Raw genomic sequence first — 15169 nt, 5'->3', positions numbered from 1 at the left:
GGAGATGCAAGGTGCCCATTCGGAACCTCGCGCCTGAAATGGCGTTTTAGCTGCTGTGCAACAACTACGGAGGCGACGGCCATGGATTGGAACCGCGTTGAAGGAAACTGGAAGCAGGTAAAGGGTAAGGTCAAGGAACAGTGGGGCAAACTCACCGACGACGATCTCGATCGCATTGCAGGCAAGCGCGATCAGCTTGAAGGCAAGATTCAGGAGAGATATGGCATCGAGAAGGACCGGGTCCGGCGAGACGTCGACGACTGGTATTCGAGGCAAGGTTGGTAAACTCTCGCAGGGGCGCGCAGGCGCCCCTAATTTTCGTTAGCGAGCATCACCTCGCGCTACCAGCACGTGGCAGCGGGCTCGTTTTCGCCGCCCACAGCACTAGGTTCCTCTCAGGCAAAAGGGGGTTCCCAATGCGAGTGGCACGCGAAGCTTGGTCTCTTGGCAAGGATAGCATCCTCGGGTTCATCAACGATAATGCACTTAGCCACGGCGCGGCGATGGCGTTCTATGCCGTTACATCCTTGGCCCCCATTTTGTTGATCGTTGTTGCGATTGCCGGGCTTGTCTTCGGGCATGACGCAGCTCAAGTCGCCTTGTCAGCCGAAATTGCAGGCGTGATGGGTACGCAAACCGGAGATCTTCTGCGCACCACCATTGAAAGCGCTTCTCATAGAACATCGGGCACTCTTGCCACGCTGGTAGGCATCGTCACTCTCTTTGTCACAGCCTCAGGTGTTTTTGGCGAAATGCAGCTTTCGCTCAACAAGATCTGGAAGATTGATCCTCCCGCCATGTCCTTGTCGCGACTGGTCCGAGCGCGGGCCGCCAGCCTTGGCTTGGTTGCAGCGTTGGGGTTTTTACTGCTTGTCTCATTGGCGGCGAGCACTGCGATTTCCGCGCTTGGCGCTGTTATCAACGACCATCTGCCGTTCGGCACATTCATCCTCGCCTTGATAAACGGCATTGTTTCATTCGTCCTGATTTCCGCTCTGTTTGCCGCGATCTTCAAAATTCTGCCGGACCGGTCTCTCGAGTGGCGCGATGTCGGAATTGGTGCGGTGGTGACCGCTTTGCTCTTCACCGTCGGCAAGTCTCTTATCGGCTGGTACATCGGAACCAGTGCAACCGCATCCTCCTACGGGGCGGCCGGCGCGCTACTGGTCGTACTGCTCTGGGTTTACTATTCGTCGGAGATCTTCTTGCTCGGCGCCGAATTCACGCGAGCCTATTCGGTGCGTCTCGGCAGTCGGTCCGACCTTCGACCGGTAGTTGCGCAGAAAGCTTTGCCGAAGCAGGTATCAGATGTCGGAACAATTACCCAACGCGAGATACAGGCCTGGATTGTGATCACTGGCTTGCTGACCATCGTCGCGACAAGGTTATTGCGATCGCGGCGATCTTAGCTGCATTCCCCACCAATTCTGTTTCCCTTGGAACGCAACTCGGGCATGGGCATTGCCTAGGAACAGGAGGTTCCTATGCCAAAATTTCGTTTTGAGACGACCGCGTCTGGCCAGACCACAGCTTTCGAGGAAGAACTCGCCAGCGCGGACATGGCCAGTCCGAGAGCTATCGAAAAGGCACGCGCAGCAATCGTGGAGGACCCTGGCACCGAGCAATCGGGATCAATTACCAGGGTCTATGATGAAGCCGGATATCTGGTTGCCACGGTCAATTTTTCCGATGTCTTGCCCGTCAATCCGGACGCCGCTTCAGATGGGATTAGCGATGCGCCTATCGAGGAGCCGGGCGTGATGCGATCTGGCTGATCGCGGCGCATACTAGCTTTGCAATTGGATCTCACGCGATCGCAATCTCTTGGAGGTGCGTCGAGGAGCCCTTCTGTCGATGGCGAGAAAAAATGAAACCGATCTATCGGTTGGGGTGGTCCGTAGCCAAAGCTTTGAAGAACAGTAGACATGCCAGCAGCGAAACGACGCTTCCTAGAACGTCGTCTGCGGTTAGGCCAGAAAAATAGACGAAATCGAACGCCAGTACCGCCATCGTCCCACAGCCACTAATGATTCGACCACAGCCGAATCAACCCGTGGGGGGCGCTAATGTTCCGGCCTGGACTTTCTGTCGTAGTGCGCTGCTCCAAGAGCTTGCTTTGCCTGATCCATTGTCGGTGCCTGCTCAGCGCGGACGCCTCAGATCGTCGCAAGGTCGAGGAACATATCAGCCATCTTGAATGTTTGAAGGCTTATGGACAGGAGAAACCTACTCTCAGCGGATCAATTACGAGCAGCACGATCCCTGCTGAACTGGTCGCGCGTGCGACTTGGCGCAAAGGCCAATCTTAGCGAAATGACGATCAGCGATTTTGAGAATGGCGTTAGGAAGCCGCGTCCCCGTAACATAGCTGCCATGCGCCAGGCGTTTGAGGACGCTGGAATTGTCTTCACTGTCGAAGGCACTCCATCGCTGCCCCACTCTGAGAGTGACAGCGGTCTCGCCACCGACAATAGGATGTGGCGCCGACGGCAGAGAAAAGCATAAGGCAGCGGCTGCGTTGCTGAAGAAGAGCCGCGGCAGAAAGGGCTTTCGACAGCCAAGAATCGCGCCACGCCAAAACGCATACCGACGCGAGCTGAAAGCGAGCGAGGTATTATCTGTGATCAGACTGGCGCGGGAGCAATGCCGTCCAGCAAGAGGACTGCGAGACTGGCCACGAACCCGGCTGGGTACGAAGTCGAATGTCGGCGAAGGAACGGTCCGGGATTTCGAAACGGGAGGGTCTCCCCACTCTCGACAAGCTCTTCGCAAATCGGGCGTTGGAGGTGGCAGGCGTCGCCTCGATGGGTGATGGCCAGACTGCCATGGCGTCCTGGGGTTCAGCTCACTACTCAACCAGCGCCCGGATATTTCGGATGGCGAAACCGGCATCATCGAAAACAGCGGGGAGATCAGGCCCTTGGCTTGGTTCACAAGCATTGGTAATCGCTGCCATCTTCAAGCGTCCAGGCTACGATTGACGACATTCATGGCCGCGTCTTCTTTTCCTGTCTCGTCGTGGAGCGAGGTGGGTTCTGACCGTCCGACTGGTGGGTCTTGTCATCGACGTCGTTCACAGGACGCGTCAGTCCCATCCCACCCTTCGGCTTCTGGTTGCCAGCCGCGTCCTGGGAGAACGCGTCGGAAGGATCCGGACCGGTCCTGGCCGGATATTTGGTCGCTCCGGTTTCGCGATGGTTGTCGTCGTCGGGCATTTTCGATCCCTTCTTCCTTATTGAATGATAACCCCACCAGACGCCAAGGGGTTCCGCTGCTGATGGAACATTCCTTCTGGCAGGTCGCTGGCCAGCAAAGGGAGATGGCGGAAATGGGAGCGTCAAGAGTCTTAGCAAGGCAATCATCAAGGAGCCCGAAACCCCGGCGCCGAGATCAAGCGCAAAAATTCGACCGACACGGAGCTGCCCGACCCCAGCCCGAGGTGCGGGAAGTTGGGTGGGTTCGGCTTTGCCCGGGCCCCGCGGCCGTCACACTGGGCTGGCACATCGCGGCGACGGAGTGAAATTCCTATGATTGTGTGCTTACACCGATGAACAGCGAAAGGACTAGACCGCATACCTATGAGGTGCCTTCGTTCGCCCGCTCATTTTTTAGCGAATGCTACTATAAAAAGCTTTAGCTCTGGAGCTTTTGTCCAGCCGCCGCGTTAACGATCTGATTTCAGGGCGGTTTCGGGGCCATCAGTTGAGCGCGAAAACAGCGAATCCCGTTGTCGGGCCATCAAAGCCAAGGCTAATTCAGGTGCTCGGGCCTGGTCTCATTACAGGCGCATCCGATGACGATCCCAGTGGCATTGCCACCTACTCCCAGGCGGGGGCCCAATTCGGCTTCGGCCTTTCCTGGACGATGCTATTCAGTTATCCCCTAATGTCTGTCGTGCAGGAAATCAGTGCCCGCATAGGCCGAACGACGGGACGAGGCATCGCCGGCAATATGCGACAGTATTACCCGAACTGGCTGCTCCAGTCGGTCGTAGCGCTGCTCTTGATCGGTAACACCATTAACATCGGCGCTGATCTCGGCGCGATGGGCGATTCGCTGAAGCTTATCATTGGCGGTCCGACGCTGCTTTACGTCGTCTTGTTCGCGGCTATATCCATCGGGCTCCAGGTTTTTATGAAATACAAGCGCTACGTCGCGGTCCTTAAATGGCTGACGCTGTCGCTATTTGCCTATTTCGGTACGGTCATGGTCGTCCATGTCCCTTGGGGCCAAGTCGCGAAAGGCCTATTTATCCCCCAGCTGTCTCCGGACGCGTCATTCTGGACGTCGGTGGTCGCGATCTTCGGAACTACGATCAGTCCATACTTGTTCTTCTGGCAGGCATCCCAAGAGGTGGAGGACCAGAAAGCCAAGCCCAGGCGCAAGCCGCTCAAGAGAGCGCCAGAGCAGGCGGAGAATGCAATAGAGCGCATTCGTCTCGACACCTATATCGGAATGGGATTTTCCAATCTGGTCGCCCTCGCGATCATGATTACTGCCGGCGCCACGCTTCATGCCAAGGGTGTCACTGATATTCAATCCACTAGCCAGGCGGCCGATGCGCTTCGTCCGGTCGCCGGTGAATTTGCTTTCGCAATTTTCGCCCTCGGTGTTATCGGCACAGGGTTGCTTGCCATTCCGGTCTTGGCAGGTTCGGCAGGCTATGCCCTGGGTGAGGCACGGAAGTGGCCAGTGGGGCTCGAGCGTGCGCCGCTGGCCGCTAAGGCGTTCTACGCAACAATTGCAATCGCCACGCTGATTGGCGCGTCTCTCAACTTTACACCGATCAATCCTATCAAGGCACTTTACTGGAGCGCGGTGGTAAACGGCGTAGTCGCAGTACCGGTTATGGCGGTGATGATGCTCATGACAGGACGAAGCGACGTGATGGGCAAAATAACCGTGCCGCCGCTGATGCGTCTAATCGGTTGGATGGCGACAGTCATAATGGCGGCGGCGGCAGCAGCGGACAAGACAAAAAAGCCCGCCGGTTTGGGCCCGGCGGGCAAGGGTCTGGGTGGACACTGGGGGATCAGTGCAGCACTAGATTCGGGATGCGTTGAGATGTTCCAGGCCGTCAATAATGTTCCATCGCATCTCGGCTCGCTTTGATATCAGGGTCGTGGACAGCGTAGGCTCTCTTGGAACCGCGCTCGTCGCGGAGGGCGACGAATTGCGCTTCTCTATCGGGCGACCTTGGTCGCTAGGAGGACCTCGTGCCCCATGCCCTTGATGTCGTGTCGGCTTTCAGCAACCGGTATCAAGGGCGATCGAAGACACCGCCTCCGATACACCCGCGCGGGAAATCCTCCGACAGTCGTTCGACATTCTGGTCTCACGATCGTTCAGTGCCTAGCTTGTCGGCGGACCCCGATCGGCCAGCGTTTCGGATCAGGCGCTTTGCGATCAATATCCCTCTGGGCATTGGGCAATGTAGACCCGGCCGTTACGATCGCGATACCTGCATTGGCCAGCTTCGCTGGCATGACCAATTACGGCACCGGCTAAGGCCCCCGCTGCTCCGCCCACCACGGCGCCCTTGACCGGATCGCCAGCTACCGCGGCACCAACAGCAGCACCGCCCAGGCCACCAACTGCCGCGCCTTGTTCGGTGCGAGAGCAGGCTGCCAGCGGAGCATCATCAACATGATTACAGCATTTTTCATTGTGCTCTCCTTCGATTTCGGCCAGCGTTCTGTAAATAGATCTCTTTCATCGCAGGCCCAAAAAACTAAGTATAGCGATCACGATTACAACCGCTCCGACCAGCCATATGATGCTGTTCATGATCCATCTCCTGGAGAATGGCGAATTATAACCTCAAGAACACAGCGTTTCCTTCGGGAGTATTGTTGGTGTTCCAACCCCTCAGCAAACGCGTCCAATTCCGTTAACTTCCCTTATGGGACTACGGTCTTATTAGCGTAAGACGAAAGGCTGAATGCTGCCCAAAGACACACTGCCGATGCGCATCATGGAGAGAGCGAGCGCGCTTGCCGGCGTGACAAAATCGTGCTCCCTGCGAATGTGAAGGATCGTTGATGCGAGAAGCCTTGGATCGGCGTCTAGGTCAGCATTCCGGCAGCAACTTTCAGACCGTTGGCGATTGCTCATATCCGAATTTGGGTACACTCTCGACGTCGGCCGCGAGTTCTTTCGAAATCATCTGGAGCGGTTCTGCATCGCATCGACGACGAAACGTCGAACACGCTGCTGACTTCTTGGCTGATCTCTTCAGCTGATGCCCCTTTCCCGCCGCCTTAATAGCCTGATCGGCAGCGACTGCCGCCGGATCGTCGGTGAAGGCGATCGGCAGATGCTGCGCCATCCATTTTTCTACGAAGTCGATTCCGCGCTTGCTCATTGGAGGAACCAAAAAGCGAGCAGAACGAAAGAGACAAGGAACAGCGCCGCGGCCGCTACCAATACCCCCTTGCCCACCTCCCGCCTTGGCTGAGGGTCGGGTACAAGTGTCTTACGGTTCGGCGGTTCGTTCATGCCAGATAAAGTTGCGGCAGCAAATTAGGTTCCGCTAATCCTTTGACGGCCCGCAATGTCATCCCGCGTTCTTGGACGGCGAGTTCCTGGCGCAACCCCTGCATAATGGCTTGGAATATCGGGCCAATTTCTTCATCAATCTCCTGGCCCGGAATGCCTTGGGTTTCCGCCTCCCGTTTCGCGTCTACTGCCATATCGATGACCAGCAAGACCGGGTCGACAATCGCATCGTCAGGCAAACGGTCTGATATCCAATGGTAGAGAAAATCACTGCCGCGCTTGCTCATTCTTCCCGAAAATCCTGCACGGAGGCATGGCGCAGCTTTGGCTCGCCGCGCAGCGTCTTCACGCGCATGTTGATGCCCGGCCTGACCCATTCGACATCCGGGATCACCACGGCCGTGGGCAAGCCCGCCGGGGGCCGGCCCCTGCCCTGCTGGACGCGCTTCCAGAGCCGTTCCTTGATCGCGTTATTTGTGCCGTCCCTTGCGAGCATCGCTTCGCTTCGCTTGCCGGCCTGGCGCTGGACGCCGAGCAGTTCGAATTCGCCGATGTCCCAGCATTTGATTTCACCCAAGCCTCGTCCTTGCCGCCGCTTCGGTATGGGCTACCCCGGCGCTTCGAAACAATGCCCTCGAGGCCCATCTGCTCGGCTGCCTTATAGAACGCAGCGCCGCCGCCCTCGACGTGCTGGCTGTACTGGATGATACCGTCGGCCGGCTTGACCAGTTCCCACAGGATTGCCTTGCGATCGATCACCGGCAGCGGGCGCAGATCCTGGCCGTCCCTGTGCAGGATGTCGAACGCTACGAACGCGAGCAGTTCGGCGTTCCAGGCCATGCGCGAATGGATCTCATGGAAGTTCGGCCGACCGTCCGGCTCGGGCGCGATCATCTCGCCGTCGAGGATGAGCGCCTTGGCCGGCAGCTTCTCCAGCGCGGCGACAATCGGCCAGTAGCGCCTCGACCAGTTGTGGCCGGCCTTGGTGAAGGCACGGCCGCCGGCCCAATCCAGCACCCGCTGGGTGCTAAAGCCGTTATATTTGATCTCCTGCAGCCAGGCGTCCTGATCGGGGCAACCTCGACCAGGATGGGTTCCTGCGGCTTGATGAACCCAGCCGTTCACCATCGCTTCCCATGCAAGCACCCTCCCACCCGCCGCCATTAAATAAGCAAAAGCTAAATAGTTCCAAAACCGGAAATCGGCTTTTTGGTGCAACAAACACGTCAACCGGACGTTGCGGAGGATCGCAGGAGGAATCGATATGGCCGACGATAAGAGCAAACGGGATTCTCGCGATCGGGACCGTGTTTCAGCCGACGACGATTATGAGGTTCAGTATTTCGCCAAGAAGGCCGGGATCACGCCCCAGCAGGTGAAGGACCTGATCGCCAAGCACGGGAACAATCGCGCGACGCTGGAGCGGGAAGCGAAGGCAATAGGGAGGCGATAGGTAGGCCAGCATGCCAGAGTACCAGGTGGAAGAGTGGCATGGAGAGGAGTGTGTCTCAACTCAAGCCACAAACGCGGATGATCCGATATCAGCTGTAGAGAAAGTCGCTGGGCAACGAGTGTCGCCTCGACATGCCCGATCTGCGGCCAGCAGGTCGACCGGCGCGACTTCCGGCAGATAATGTGGCACGAGCAGCCGGATCACGAGCCGCTTGAGTTGAACAACTAGGAGCGGGGCGGTTTGCCGAAGACCCTCAACCATGCCGTCGACCTCGATCAGCAAGTTCGACTATGACCCAAACACCAGGGTTCTCTCGGTCTGGTTTCTAGCCAGTGGGAAGCACTACGAGTTCTTGGACGTACCGGTCGAGGCCTTCGCCGCGTTCCAATCTGCGTTTGCTAAGGGCCGCTATTTCAACAACCACATCCGTAACAACTACGCATTCCGGCTCGCGGAGGGGAAGGCAGGAAGCTCATCGGGCGATTGACATAAATGGCAAGAGAAAGGCCGACCTGCTGGCTCGCGCCGCGGGCATGAAAACGGCTCGCATCCCTGCAAAAGGCCCTGCAGACCAAGCCGAAGACCATTGTAACTTGGAGGGTGAGTGGGGACTGCACCGCTGGGGGCGATGCGGGCCCGGCCAAGGTTAGGGCCCTCGGCCAGCTGGGTCAAAAAGCCGGCCAAGATCCTTTGAATGGCAGCCGCAGCAGCTAGAAAGCCAGTCCGTATGATCCATTCCAGCAAGTTGGAATCTACGTCATCGCTATCGGTATAGTCTCGGATCAACAGCGCAGCCTCATCACGCCATCGGTCCTGTGGGATGTTCTTTTCGATGACGCATTTTACGAAGGCGCCGCGCAATACATTGCAGTCGGAAGCCGATATCCTTGGCTGGGTCATGATGCCAACCTCTAATCCGGGGGGCGAAAGCGCAACGAACTCCAACCACCGATGTCCACGTAGCCGATGATCTTCGGGGATTTAATGCGCTTAGAGGTGGCTTCAAGCAGGACTCACTGTACGTCCTTAACGAATCGTTGCCGATCGTTCGGAGAGCGCAAATCGCCGGTATTTACCCCCGCCGATCAACATGCCGCGGCATGCGAAGTTCCTGCTCTCGCGAAAAAGCCCGCTGCCGGACCTTGAGGGGTTAGACGGCAGCGGGCTCCCGATCGTCCACGGATCTGCAGCCGAGGAGAAAGCCATTTCTTTCCACTGCCTCATGCGAACATTGCCGCTTGCCCTTGGTTCCCGGCTCAAGGAAAAAGCCCGCAGGCGCGAGCCAGCGGGCTTGTCTTTTGAAGGCCTATTTGCCAAACTGCATAGCCATTTTGCAGAAATCTGCGTGCGACTTCGCGACGGCTTCGTCGGCACACTCCTTCACGATTGCGGCCCGGTCATCCGCCCTCATGGCCGTCCAAGCAGCTTTCTTGGGCATCTTTGGTCGCCAGCAAGGACCCGATGAAAGAACGCGCCGGGTCAGCCAAACTGTCTCAAGTTCACCCTATCGCTGGGAGGCCAATGCAGCCTGAAAGATCGAATTAAGGGTTCCGCGCCGCCGCGCGGATAGAGGTCCCGTTCAGGGACGAGTGGGTAGGCAATCTCGAGGCGGGCTTGGACGTCAGGTCAGACTGACAGTTTCGGTAAAAAGATTGAGATGCCTCTCCATCCGATCCGATCATGGAGCGGTCGCGCGCCGACTTCGAAGAGAAGCCAGACCCCTGGCGGGCACTCATCATCTCCGGCGCATCGAAACCATTTACGCATCTGCCGTCAACACAACGACCAACGCCGCGCATGGTATGCTACGGCGAGGATCCCTTTGCTTGACAAACCCAGCCCCAAAAGAGAAGCCCGCCACCTGCCGGCAGCGGGCATAGCTAGGAGCGACCTGGAACGCCCGGCACAGTTTTTGATAGCCGGCAGCGCGCTTGATCGGAAGATTGGAACCTTTCCGCGACCGTGCGAATTTTGGCACCGCGCGAGGTGCTGTGATGAGGCCGAATGGGAGAGACCGATCAGCGCGGGCAACTCCCCCGCCGTCTTTTGCCGTTTACCAAATGACGACGGCCAAGAAACGGTTGTGGTTAGCGAGAATGGCGAGCCACTGAGCCGCCTCAGCCACTGGGTTGCGGAAGCTGAGAGATTTCGCTGGTCCGTTTGGCAAATCCGGATCCGCCTTAAGCTCTGCGAGTCGCCGTCTGACGTACGAAACCATCCCGACCTTGTGATTGTCAGCGCAGACGGGCCGCGCCACTTGAAAAGCCCGCCACCGCGCTGAAGGCAGTGACGGGCTCTTGTTTGTCCGCCCGGTCGAGGGACAACCGAGCACATGCACAACTTCACCACCCGCAATCGGTTCCACAAAAAAGCCCACCGAGTTCGCGAAGGCCGTCTTAAGCCCGATCGAAGGTGAAGGAGGTCAGAAGTGTGGTGACGAAATTGCTGGCTTTCTCCTTGACGAGAAGCTCCGTCCATTCGTCGGTCCCCCGCAGCATCAGGCCGGTGTAAATGCTATCTACCGCAGCCTCTTCGATACGCTTGATATGCGACTTGAACACCGTTTCGTCGCCCGTCCTGTAGATATCGCGGACGACCATGCGCAGGATTTCCTGGATGGCGATCTGCCAGGCGGTATTGATTGCCTGCAGCTCGCTTGATTTCTTGGACATCGAGATATCCTTGGTCTTGAGGGCCATCAACAAGAGGCGGCGTTACACGCGCAGATCAAAATGGTCGGTCGGATAAAAAAAGGTCAGGCAATTATGCCTGACCTCGTTTGGTCTCACGCTTTCAACAGTGCCAGTACATCCGTGGTCAAAGGAAAGCTGAACCGATCAGACGGCCTGCAGGTTGCAGGCAGACATTTTGCCCGACTTGCTGTCGCGCTCCATCTCGTAGCCGATCTTCTGACCTTCGACGATTTCGCGCATTCCGGCGCGCTCGACGGCAGAGATATGAACGAAGGCATCTGCGCCGCCGTTGTCAGGCTGAATGAAGCCGAAGCCCTTGGTGGAATTGAACCATTTAACTGTGCCAGTGGTCATGATGAACCCTTTTTCATAGCAATATTGAACGACGGCGACGCAAGAGCGCTGCCGATTGTGACGATGACGATTTTGAAGGAAGGTTCGTTCAGGGCGCGGTGCCAAACGCGCGATAACAAAAGCTCAGCAAGCAATATCGACAGGTAAATTCATATCCTGCTTCCATGGCCACGTCAACTTTTGGTTTTGGGAAATGCGATTTCAACCTTTTGTTGCGCTCATGAAGGATACAATCCAACGGCCGAATTACGGAAACGCTTCGTCGCGCGCCGCGGAGCCGCCCAAGCGCTGGCCACCACACTCGAGAAGACTGCAACACCAAAGCACGACGCCGTCGCCGGCAGCTTCTCGTCGGCGCCAATAGCTCAAATGTTCGAAAGTGTCATCCGGCGCCGCCCTCCACCCGGCATCTTGAATCACAAACCCGCTTGTTTGGACTGCATACCATTCTCTTGCATCCGGCGATCAGCAAGGAGTGCATCAATGGGCTGGCGGGTTCGTCTTACCATCGTGTTCGACGGTTTGCCGCAGTTGGGTCGAGGTTGGCAGGTCGCGTTGCGTGTGCGGCACGGCGGGTGCCCCCCTCTCCTCCTCTTGCTTGGTGCCGATGCCCACGTGCATTCCACATGGCACCCACCCCTACGAGGTTCGGTTCGGCGGATCGAGAATTCCGAAATCGACGGAACGCACCCCTTGATGTCCATCATTGCCGGGAACCGATTGACCGAGCCGAAGCAATTCCCGCACCGCGTCAGATCGGCTCGGCAGCCTGTTCTCAAAGCGCCAGGCATCCAGGATAGCCAGTTCCTCGGCATTGAGCATGATCTGTAGACGGTATGTTCGGTTGGCGGCTGGCATCCGCTTCGGTCCCAAGTTGGTTTCACTACCTCGATCTGGCGCCAAGCGCAGCTCGACGCGTGCCCTTCCGGCCTTGGTGCTACGTCAGCTCATAATAAAAATCGCAGATCAGGTCTGCAACCTTAACCGCCTCAAAATCACTCATATGCGCTGCCGTCTCGACGGCGACGGTCTCCATATCGTCCTGATCGACGGCCAGCAGGTCCAAGATCTTCGCAAACTTGAACTTGAGCTCCCGGTCACCATCGAATTCCTCGATGGTGACGTGTAATATGTTCACATTGGCCTCAATCAGGCGCGTTTGTATGCTGTCGGTCGAGGCGGCCAAGGTCCGAATGGCAGCGAAAAAGTGCTCCCGCGCATTGGCGTATTTTTCGACCATTTTGATACCTTGATGACCGCCGCGCCTTGGGCGTGAATTGAGACCGCGACTTAGACTTTTCCCACCCGAAGTCAACAAAGGGAGGGACCGGCGCGATGAAAAGACTCAAACCCGGAGGCATCTATTGGCCGCTTCGGGCCTTGACGCCAGCAGGCCTTCATCTGATGAGCCAACGAATAGCGCAATTCCGGAGAGGATCAAAAATGGATATTCCCAAGGGAGCGACCGTAGCCGTAGCCGATGGCGAAAAGCTCAATCTGTTTCGCAACACAGGTGACGAAGCCAATCCAAAGCTGACGGCGACGGATGTCGAGGACGTGGCGAACGAAAACAAGGGATCCGGCGCGCGTCACCAGAGCAGCTCCGCCAATCCCGACAGCGGTCAAATCGAGGAAGACAGTTTCGCAGCCGGAACTGCCGAACTGCTCAACCGAAAGGTTCTTGGCGGCCAAATCGCCAATCTGATCATCATCGCGTCTCCCCGCACGCTTGGAGAATTGCGCAAGCACTACCACCAAAAATTGTCGGCCGTGCTTGTTGGCGAAATTGCTAAGGATCTGACCGGCCATTCGGTCCAGGAGATAGAGAAGGTGGTTTCGAGCGCCTGAGACGGGCACGAGACGCGGTTTGGCTGGCGTTTGCATGGGCATCTCTTCTGGTGCCGTGACCTGCAATTTTTCTCCGAGCCGGTGCGCGCCTTGGCCGGCAGCCGAACGGATGCCATGCGTTCACGCGGCCGTCAGGAAGTCCAAGGCCAGCGAACGGGTTGGTTTTCATACTCGGCTGATAGACCAGGCCCAGGGTTGCACGAACCCGCCCGATGTCTTCCTTCTGCATATGGTGTATGAGGAATGCGACATGCTTTCGCCGATCCTCCGCACACGTTTCGATGCGGATGCCGACCCTTGCAGCGACATCGAGGCCAACCGCGACAGAATTCGCGCCAGCCCGCTCTGATGCTCCAGGCCCCGCAGGTGGGCGTAGGCCATTCGACTACCCAGTAAGCATTGAATAAATCGAAACCAACGCGGTTCGCGAAGGATCGAACTGGGCAGGCTGAATGACTCGCAGTCTTCCCCGCGCCCGTGTCACCGGCGAGAGATCAGCAGGCACAGCTCCCGCTGATTGCGATCATACGCCTGGCATTTGGACTTCAGGTTAAGTGCCCCTGTTCTTTCCTCCAGGTCGCCTGCGGTCCGTCAGAAAATCTGGATGATCATCACGAGTGCTGCCACGGCCATGACCGCGGTCGCAACCCAACCGACGAGCTTCATCACCGGAGGCACCGTTGCCTTGCCCATGATGTCGCGCCGCCCCGTCACTCAGCATCATCACAGCCATCACCGGAACGGCCACCACGCCGTTGACCACCGCGCTCCAGTAGAGGGCCTGGATCGGATTGACGGGCGTGAAGTTCAAACAAGCCCCAAGAAGCATTGCGACCGCGATGGTCACATAGAACGCCTTCGCCTCAAGCGGCTTGCGGTCGAGGCCGGTCGGCCATTTGCGCGCTTCGCCCAAGGCATAGCCCGCCGAGCCCGCCAAAACCGGGATCGCCAGCAGGCCGGTCCCGATCACGCCCAGCGCAAAGATCCCGAACGCAAACGCGCCAGCGACAGGCTTCAGCGCCTCGGCGGCCTGGCTCGTCGACTCGATATCGGTGACGCCGCTGGCATGCAGCGTCGCACCGGCCGTAATCATGATCGCGAGGGCCACGAGGTTGGAGAACGCCATGCCGATATACGTATCGAGCCGGATCCGTTCGATCGCGGTCTCAGCCTGCTCCGGCGCTTTCTTGAGCGGCTTGCGATCAGGCTTGGCCTTCTGGTCTTCGACTTCCTGCGACGCCTTCCAGAAGAAGAGGTAGGGGCTGATGGTGGTGCCCAGGATCGCCACCACCGACGTCCAGAAGCCGGCATCTGCGGTGAATTTCGGGATGAATAGATCGCGAGCCACCTCACCCCACGGACGTGCACGACCAGCACGGTACCGAAGTACGCAAAGAGCGAGAGTGTGAGCCACTTCAGAACCGAGACGTAGCGGCTGTATTTGAGGAAGACCTGCAGGACAAAGGACACTGCCCCGAACATGATGACATAGGCGAGATGGGGGGTCCACCGATAATCAGCTTCAGGGCGTCGCCCATGGCGCCAAGGTCGGCGCCGATATTGATGATGTTGGCGATGAGGAGCAACACGACGACCGACTGAAGCAGCCAGTTCGGATAGTACCGCCGCATGTTCCCGGCGATCCCTTGGCCGGTGGTGCGCCCGATCCGGGCGCTGCACCACTGACATTAGCGGGTAGCTGAACAGCAACCTCCATGTAAGACCGAAGCCGAACTGCGCACCGGCCTGAGAGTACGTGGCGATGCCGCTGGGATCGTCGTCAGACGCGCCCGTGATCAGGCCAGGGCCCAAAATACCCAGAAGCCGTGGCTTCGACGGGCCAACAACCGGATCGTTCTTTTGCATGCTGACTAGGTTCCTCCGTTGCGAGCGAGGAAACTCGCCGCCATGGCAAAAGCTCCATAGCGTAGAAAATTATCCCGAAGTCTGGCCACGGTTCAGGCGGGTTATCCCTAGGGATACGGAACGGTGCGACGCTGGCGGTTTGCACCGCCGCCAAGGGCCATTCGAAACCCAAGTCCCACGATAAAGAAGCCGGCAATCCGTTGCTGCCAAACCCTCGCGCGCGGCCGCGTCATAATCCAGGAGCCGATGCTGCCGGGAAGCCATGGCGTAACTTCCCAACACTAAAACCCCTGTGAATTTCTGGGTCGTCCCGAGCAATAGCAGTTGTAGTGTAACGGAGCTTCCGTGCGGGTCCACAAACTGGGGAAGGAACGCAACCATGAAGGTGATGGGCCACGGATTGACCAAGTTGGCGATCATCCCTTCGCGTGCTGACGCAAGTGGCTTGATGGGGCTT

General features: G+C 57.9%; 18 protein-coding genes and 1 pseudogene. 8 read left to right on the top strand and 11 right to left on the bottom strand.

Annotated features, from left to right (window positions below):
• Positions 1–81: 81 nt before the first annotated feature.
• The 4 genes from ACYHH6_RS12560 to ACYHH6_RS12545 all read left to right on the top strand — a co-directional run bounded on the left by ACYHH6_RS12560 (position 82) and on the right by ACYHH6_RS12545 (position 2505).
• Positions 82–285 (top strand): CsbD family protein, encoded by a 204-nt coding sequence (locus ACYHH6_RS12560; RefSeq protein WP_023768098.1) that lies wholly within the window; start codon positions 82–84, stop codon positions 283–285.
• Positions 286–416: 131 nt separating this feature from the next.
• The gene (locus ACYHH6_RS12555; RefSeq protein WP_352590550.1) at positions 417–1409 is read left to right on the top strand and encodes a YihY/virulence factor BrkB family protein; all 993 of its coding nucleotides are present in this window, start codon (positions 417–419) and stop codon (positions 1407–1409) included.
• A 75-nt stretch (positions 1410–1484) separates the two neighbouring features.
• The gene (locus tag ACYHH6_RS12550) at positions 1485–1775 is read left to right on the top strand and encodes a hypothetical protein (RefSeq protein WP_352590547.1); all 291 of its coding nucleotides are present in this window, start codon (positions 1485–1487) and stop codon (positions 1773–1775) included.
• Positions 1776–2211: 436 nt separating this feature from the next.
• Positions 2212–2505, top strand: coding sequence for a helix-turn-helix domain-containing protein (locus ACYHH6_RS12545; protein ID WP_352590544.1), 294 nt, complete (start codon positions 2212–2214; stop codon positions 2503–2505).
• Between the two features lie 482 nt (positions 2506–2987).
• On the opposite strand, the gene ACYHH6_RS12540 is transcribed toward ACYHH6_RS12545, so the two are convergent.
• Entirely contained in the window at positions 2988–3215 is a 228-nt protein-coding gene (locus tag ACYHH6_RS12540; protein ID WP_352590541.1) for a hypothetical protein, read from the bottom strand.
• A 487-nt stretch (positions 3216–3702) separates the two neighbouring features.
• On the opposite strand from ACYHH6_RS12540, the gene ACYHH6_RS12535 reads away from it, so the two are divergent.
• Complete coding sequence (locus ACYHH6_RS12535; protein ID WP_352590539.1) at positions 3703–5112, top strand: NRAMP family divalent metal transporter; 1410 nt, start codon at positions 3703–3705, stop codon at positions 5110–5112.
• A gap of 294 nt (positions 5113–5406) precedes the next feature.
• Here ACYHH6_RS12535 and ACYHH6_RS12530 read toward each other — a convergent pair whose 3' ends face one another.
• From ACYHH6_RS12530 to ACYHH6_RS12510, 5 genes are all read right to left on the bottom strand, one after another.
• Positions 5407–5682 (bottom strand): YMGG-like glycine zipper-containing protein, encoded by a 276-nt coding sequence (locus ACYHH6_RS12530; RefSeq protein ID WP_435053420.1) that lies wholly within the window; start codon positions 5680–5682, stop codon positions 5407–5409.
• A 409-nt stretch (positions 5683–6091) separates the two neighbouring features.
• Positions 6092–6364 carry a hypothetical protein gene (locus ACYHH6_RS12525; protein ID WP_352590536.1) on the bottom strand — a complete coding sequence of 91 codons (273 nt, stop codon included), beginning with the start codon at positions 6362–6364 and terminating at the stop codon, positions 6092–6094.
• Between the two features lie 130 nt (positions 6365–6494).
• Positions 6495–6785, bottom strand: a complete 291-nt coding sequence (locus ACYHH6_RS12520) for a hypothetical protein (protein WP_352590533.1) — start codon at positions 6783–6785, stop codon at positions 6495–6497.
• Positions 6782–6907 carry a hypothetical protein gene (locus ACYHH6_RS12515; RefSeq protein ID WP_352590530.1) on the bottom strand — a complete coding sequence of 42 codons (126 nt, stop codon included), beginning with the start codon at positions 6905–6907 and terminating at the stop codon, positions 6782–6784. Before ACYHH6_RS12515 ends, ACYHH6_RS12520 begins: the two co-directional genes overlap by 4 nt.
• Positions 6889–7782, bottom strand: a complete 894-nt coding sequence (locus ACYHH6_RS12510) for an ATP-dependent DNA ligase (RefSeq protein WP_352590527.1) — start codon at positions 7780–7782, stop codon at positions 6889–6891. The genes ACYHH6_RS12515 and ACYHH6_RS12510 overlap by 19 nt, the downstream gene beginning before the upstream one ends.
• On the opposite strand from ACYHH6_RS12510, the gene ACYHH6_RS12505 reads away from it, so the two are divergent.
• Together ACYHH6_RS12505 and ACYHH6_RS12500 are read left to right on the top strand one after the other, a co-directional pair.
• Complete coding sequence (locus tag ACYHH6_RS12505; protein ID WP_352590524.1) at positions 7763–7951, top strand: DUF3606 domain-containing protein; 189 nt, start codon at positions 7763–7765, stop codon at positions 7949–7951. The genes ACYHH6_RS12510 and ACYHH6_RS12505 overlap by 20 nt on opposite strands.
• Before the next feature lie 259 nt (positions 7952–8210).
• Positions 8211–8438, top strand: a complete 228-nt coding sequence (locus ACYHH6_RS12500) for a KTSC domain-containing protein (RefSeq protein ID WP_352590521.1) — start codon at positions 8211–8213, stop codon at positions 8436–8438.
• A gap of 1909 nt (positions 8439–10347) precedes the next feature.
• On the opposite strand, the gene ACYHH6_RS12495 is transcribed toward ACYHH6_RS12500, so the two are convergent.
• The 4 genes from ACYHH6_RS12495 to ACYHH6_RS12480 form a co-directional block, all read right to left on the bottom strand.
• On the bottom strand, positions 10348–10623 hold the full coding sequence (locus ACYHH6_RS12495) for a hypothetical protein (protein WP_352590518.1): 276 nt from the start codon (positions 10621–10623) through the stop codon (positions 10348–10350).
• Positions 10624–10788: 165 nt separating this feature from the next.
• Complete coding sequence (locus ACYHH6_RS12490) at positions 10789–10998, bottom strand: cold-shock protein (RefSeq protein WP_123170354.1); 210 nt, start codon at positions 10996–10998, stop codon at positions 10789–10791.
• 639 nt (positions 10999–11637) lie between these two features.
• Positions 11638–11856, bottom strand: coding sequence for a hypothetical protein (locus tag ACYHH6_RS12485; protein ID WP_352590515.1), 219 nt, complete (start codon positions 11854–11856; stop codon positions 11638–11640).
• A 79-nt stretch (positions 11857–11935) separates the two neighbouring features.
• A complete protein-coding gene (locus ACYHH6_RS12480) occupies positions 11936–12238 on the bottom strand; it encodes a hypothetical protein (RefSeq protein WP_352590512.1) in 303 nt (100 codons plus the stop codon).
• Positions 12239–12441: 203 nt separating this feature from the next.
• Here ACYHH6_RS12480 and ACYHH6_RS12475 point away from each other — a divergent pair, with 203 nt between their 5' ends.
• Positions 12442–12846 carry a host attachment family protein gene (locus ACYHH6_RS12475; RefSeq protein WP_352590718.1) on the top strand — a complete coding sequence of 135 codons (405 nt, stop codon included), beginning with the start codon at positions 12442–12444 and terminating at the stop codon, positions 12844–12846.
• 591 nt (positions 12847–13437) lie between these two features.
• Here the strand turns inward: ACYHH6_RS12475 and ACYHH6_RS12470 are convergent.
• Positions 13438–14712 (bottom strand): annotated as a pseudogene (locus ACYHH6_RS12470) (NRAMP family divalent metal transporter).
• Positions 14713–15169 lie beyond the last annotated feature (457 nt).

The sequence above is a fragment of the Mesorhizobium sp. P171375 genome (genome assembly GCF_057786075.1).
Note: the sequence above shows the minus strand (reverse complement) of the source record. Positions and strands in the feature narration are given on the sequence as shown.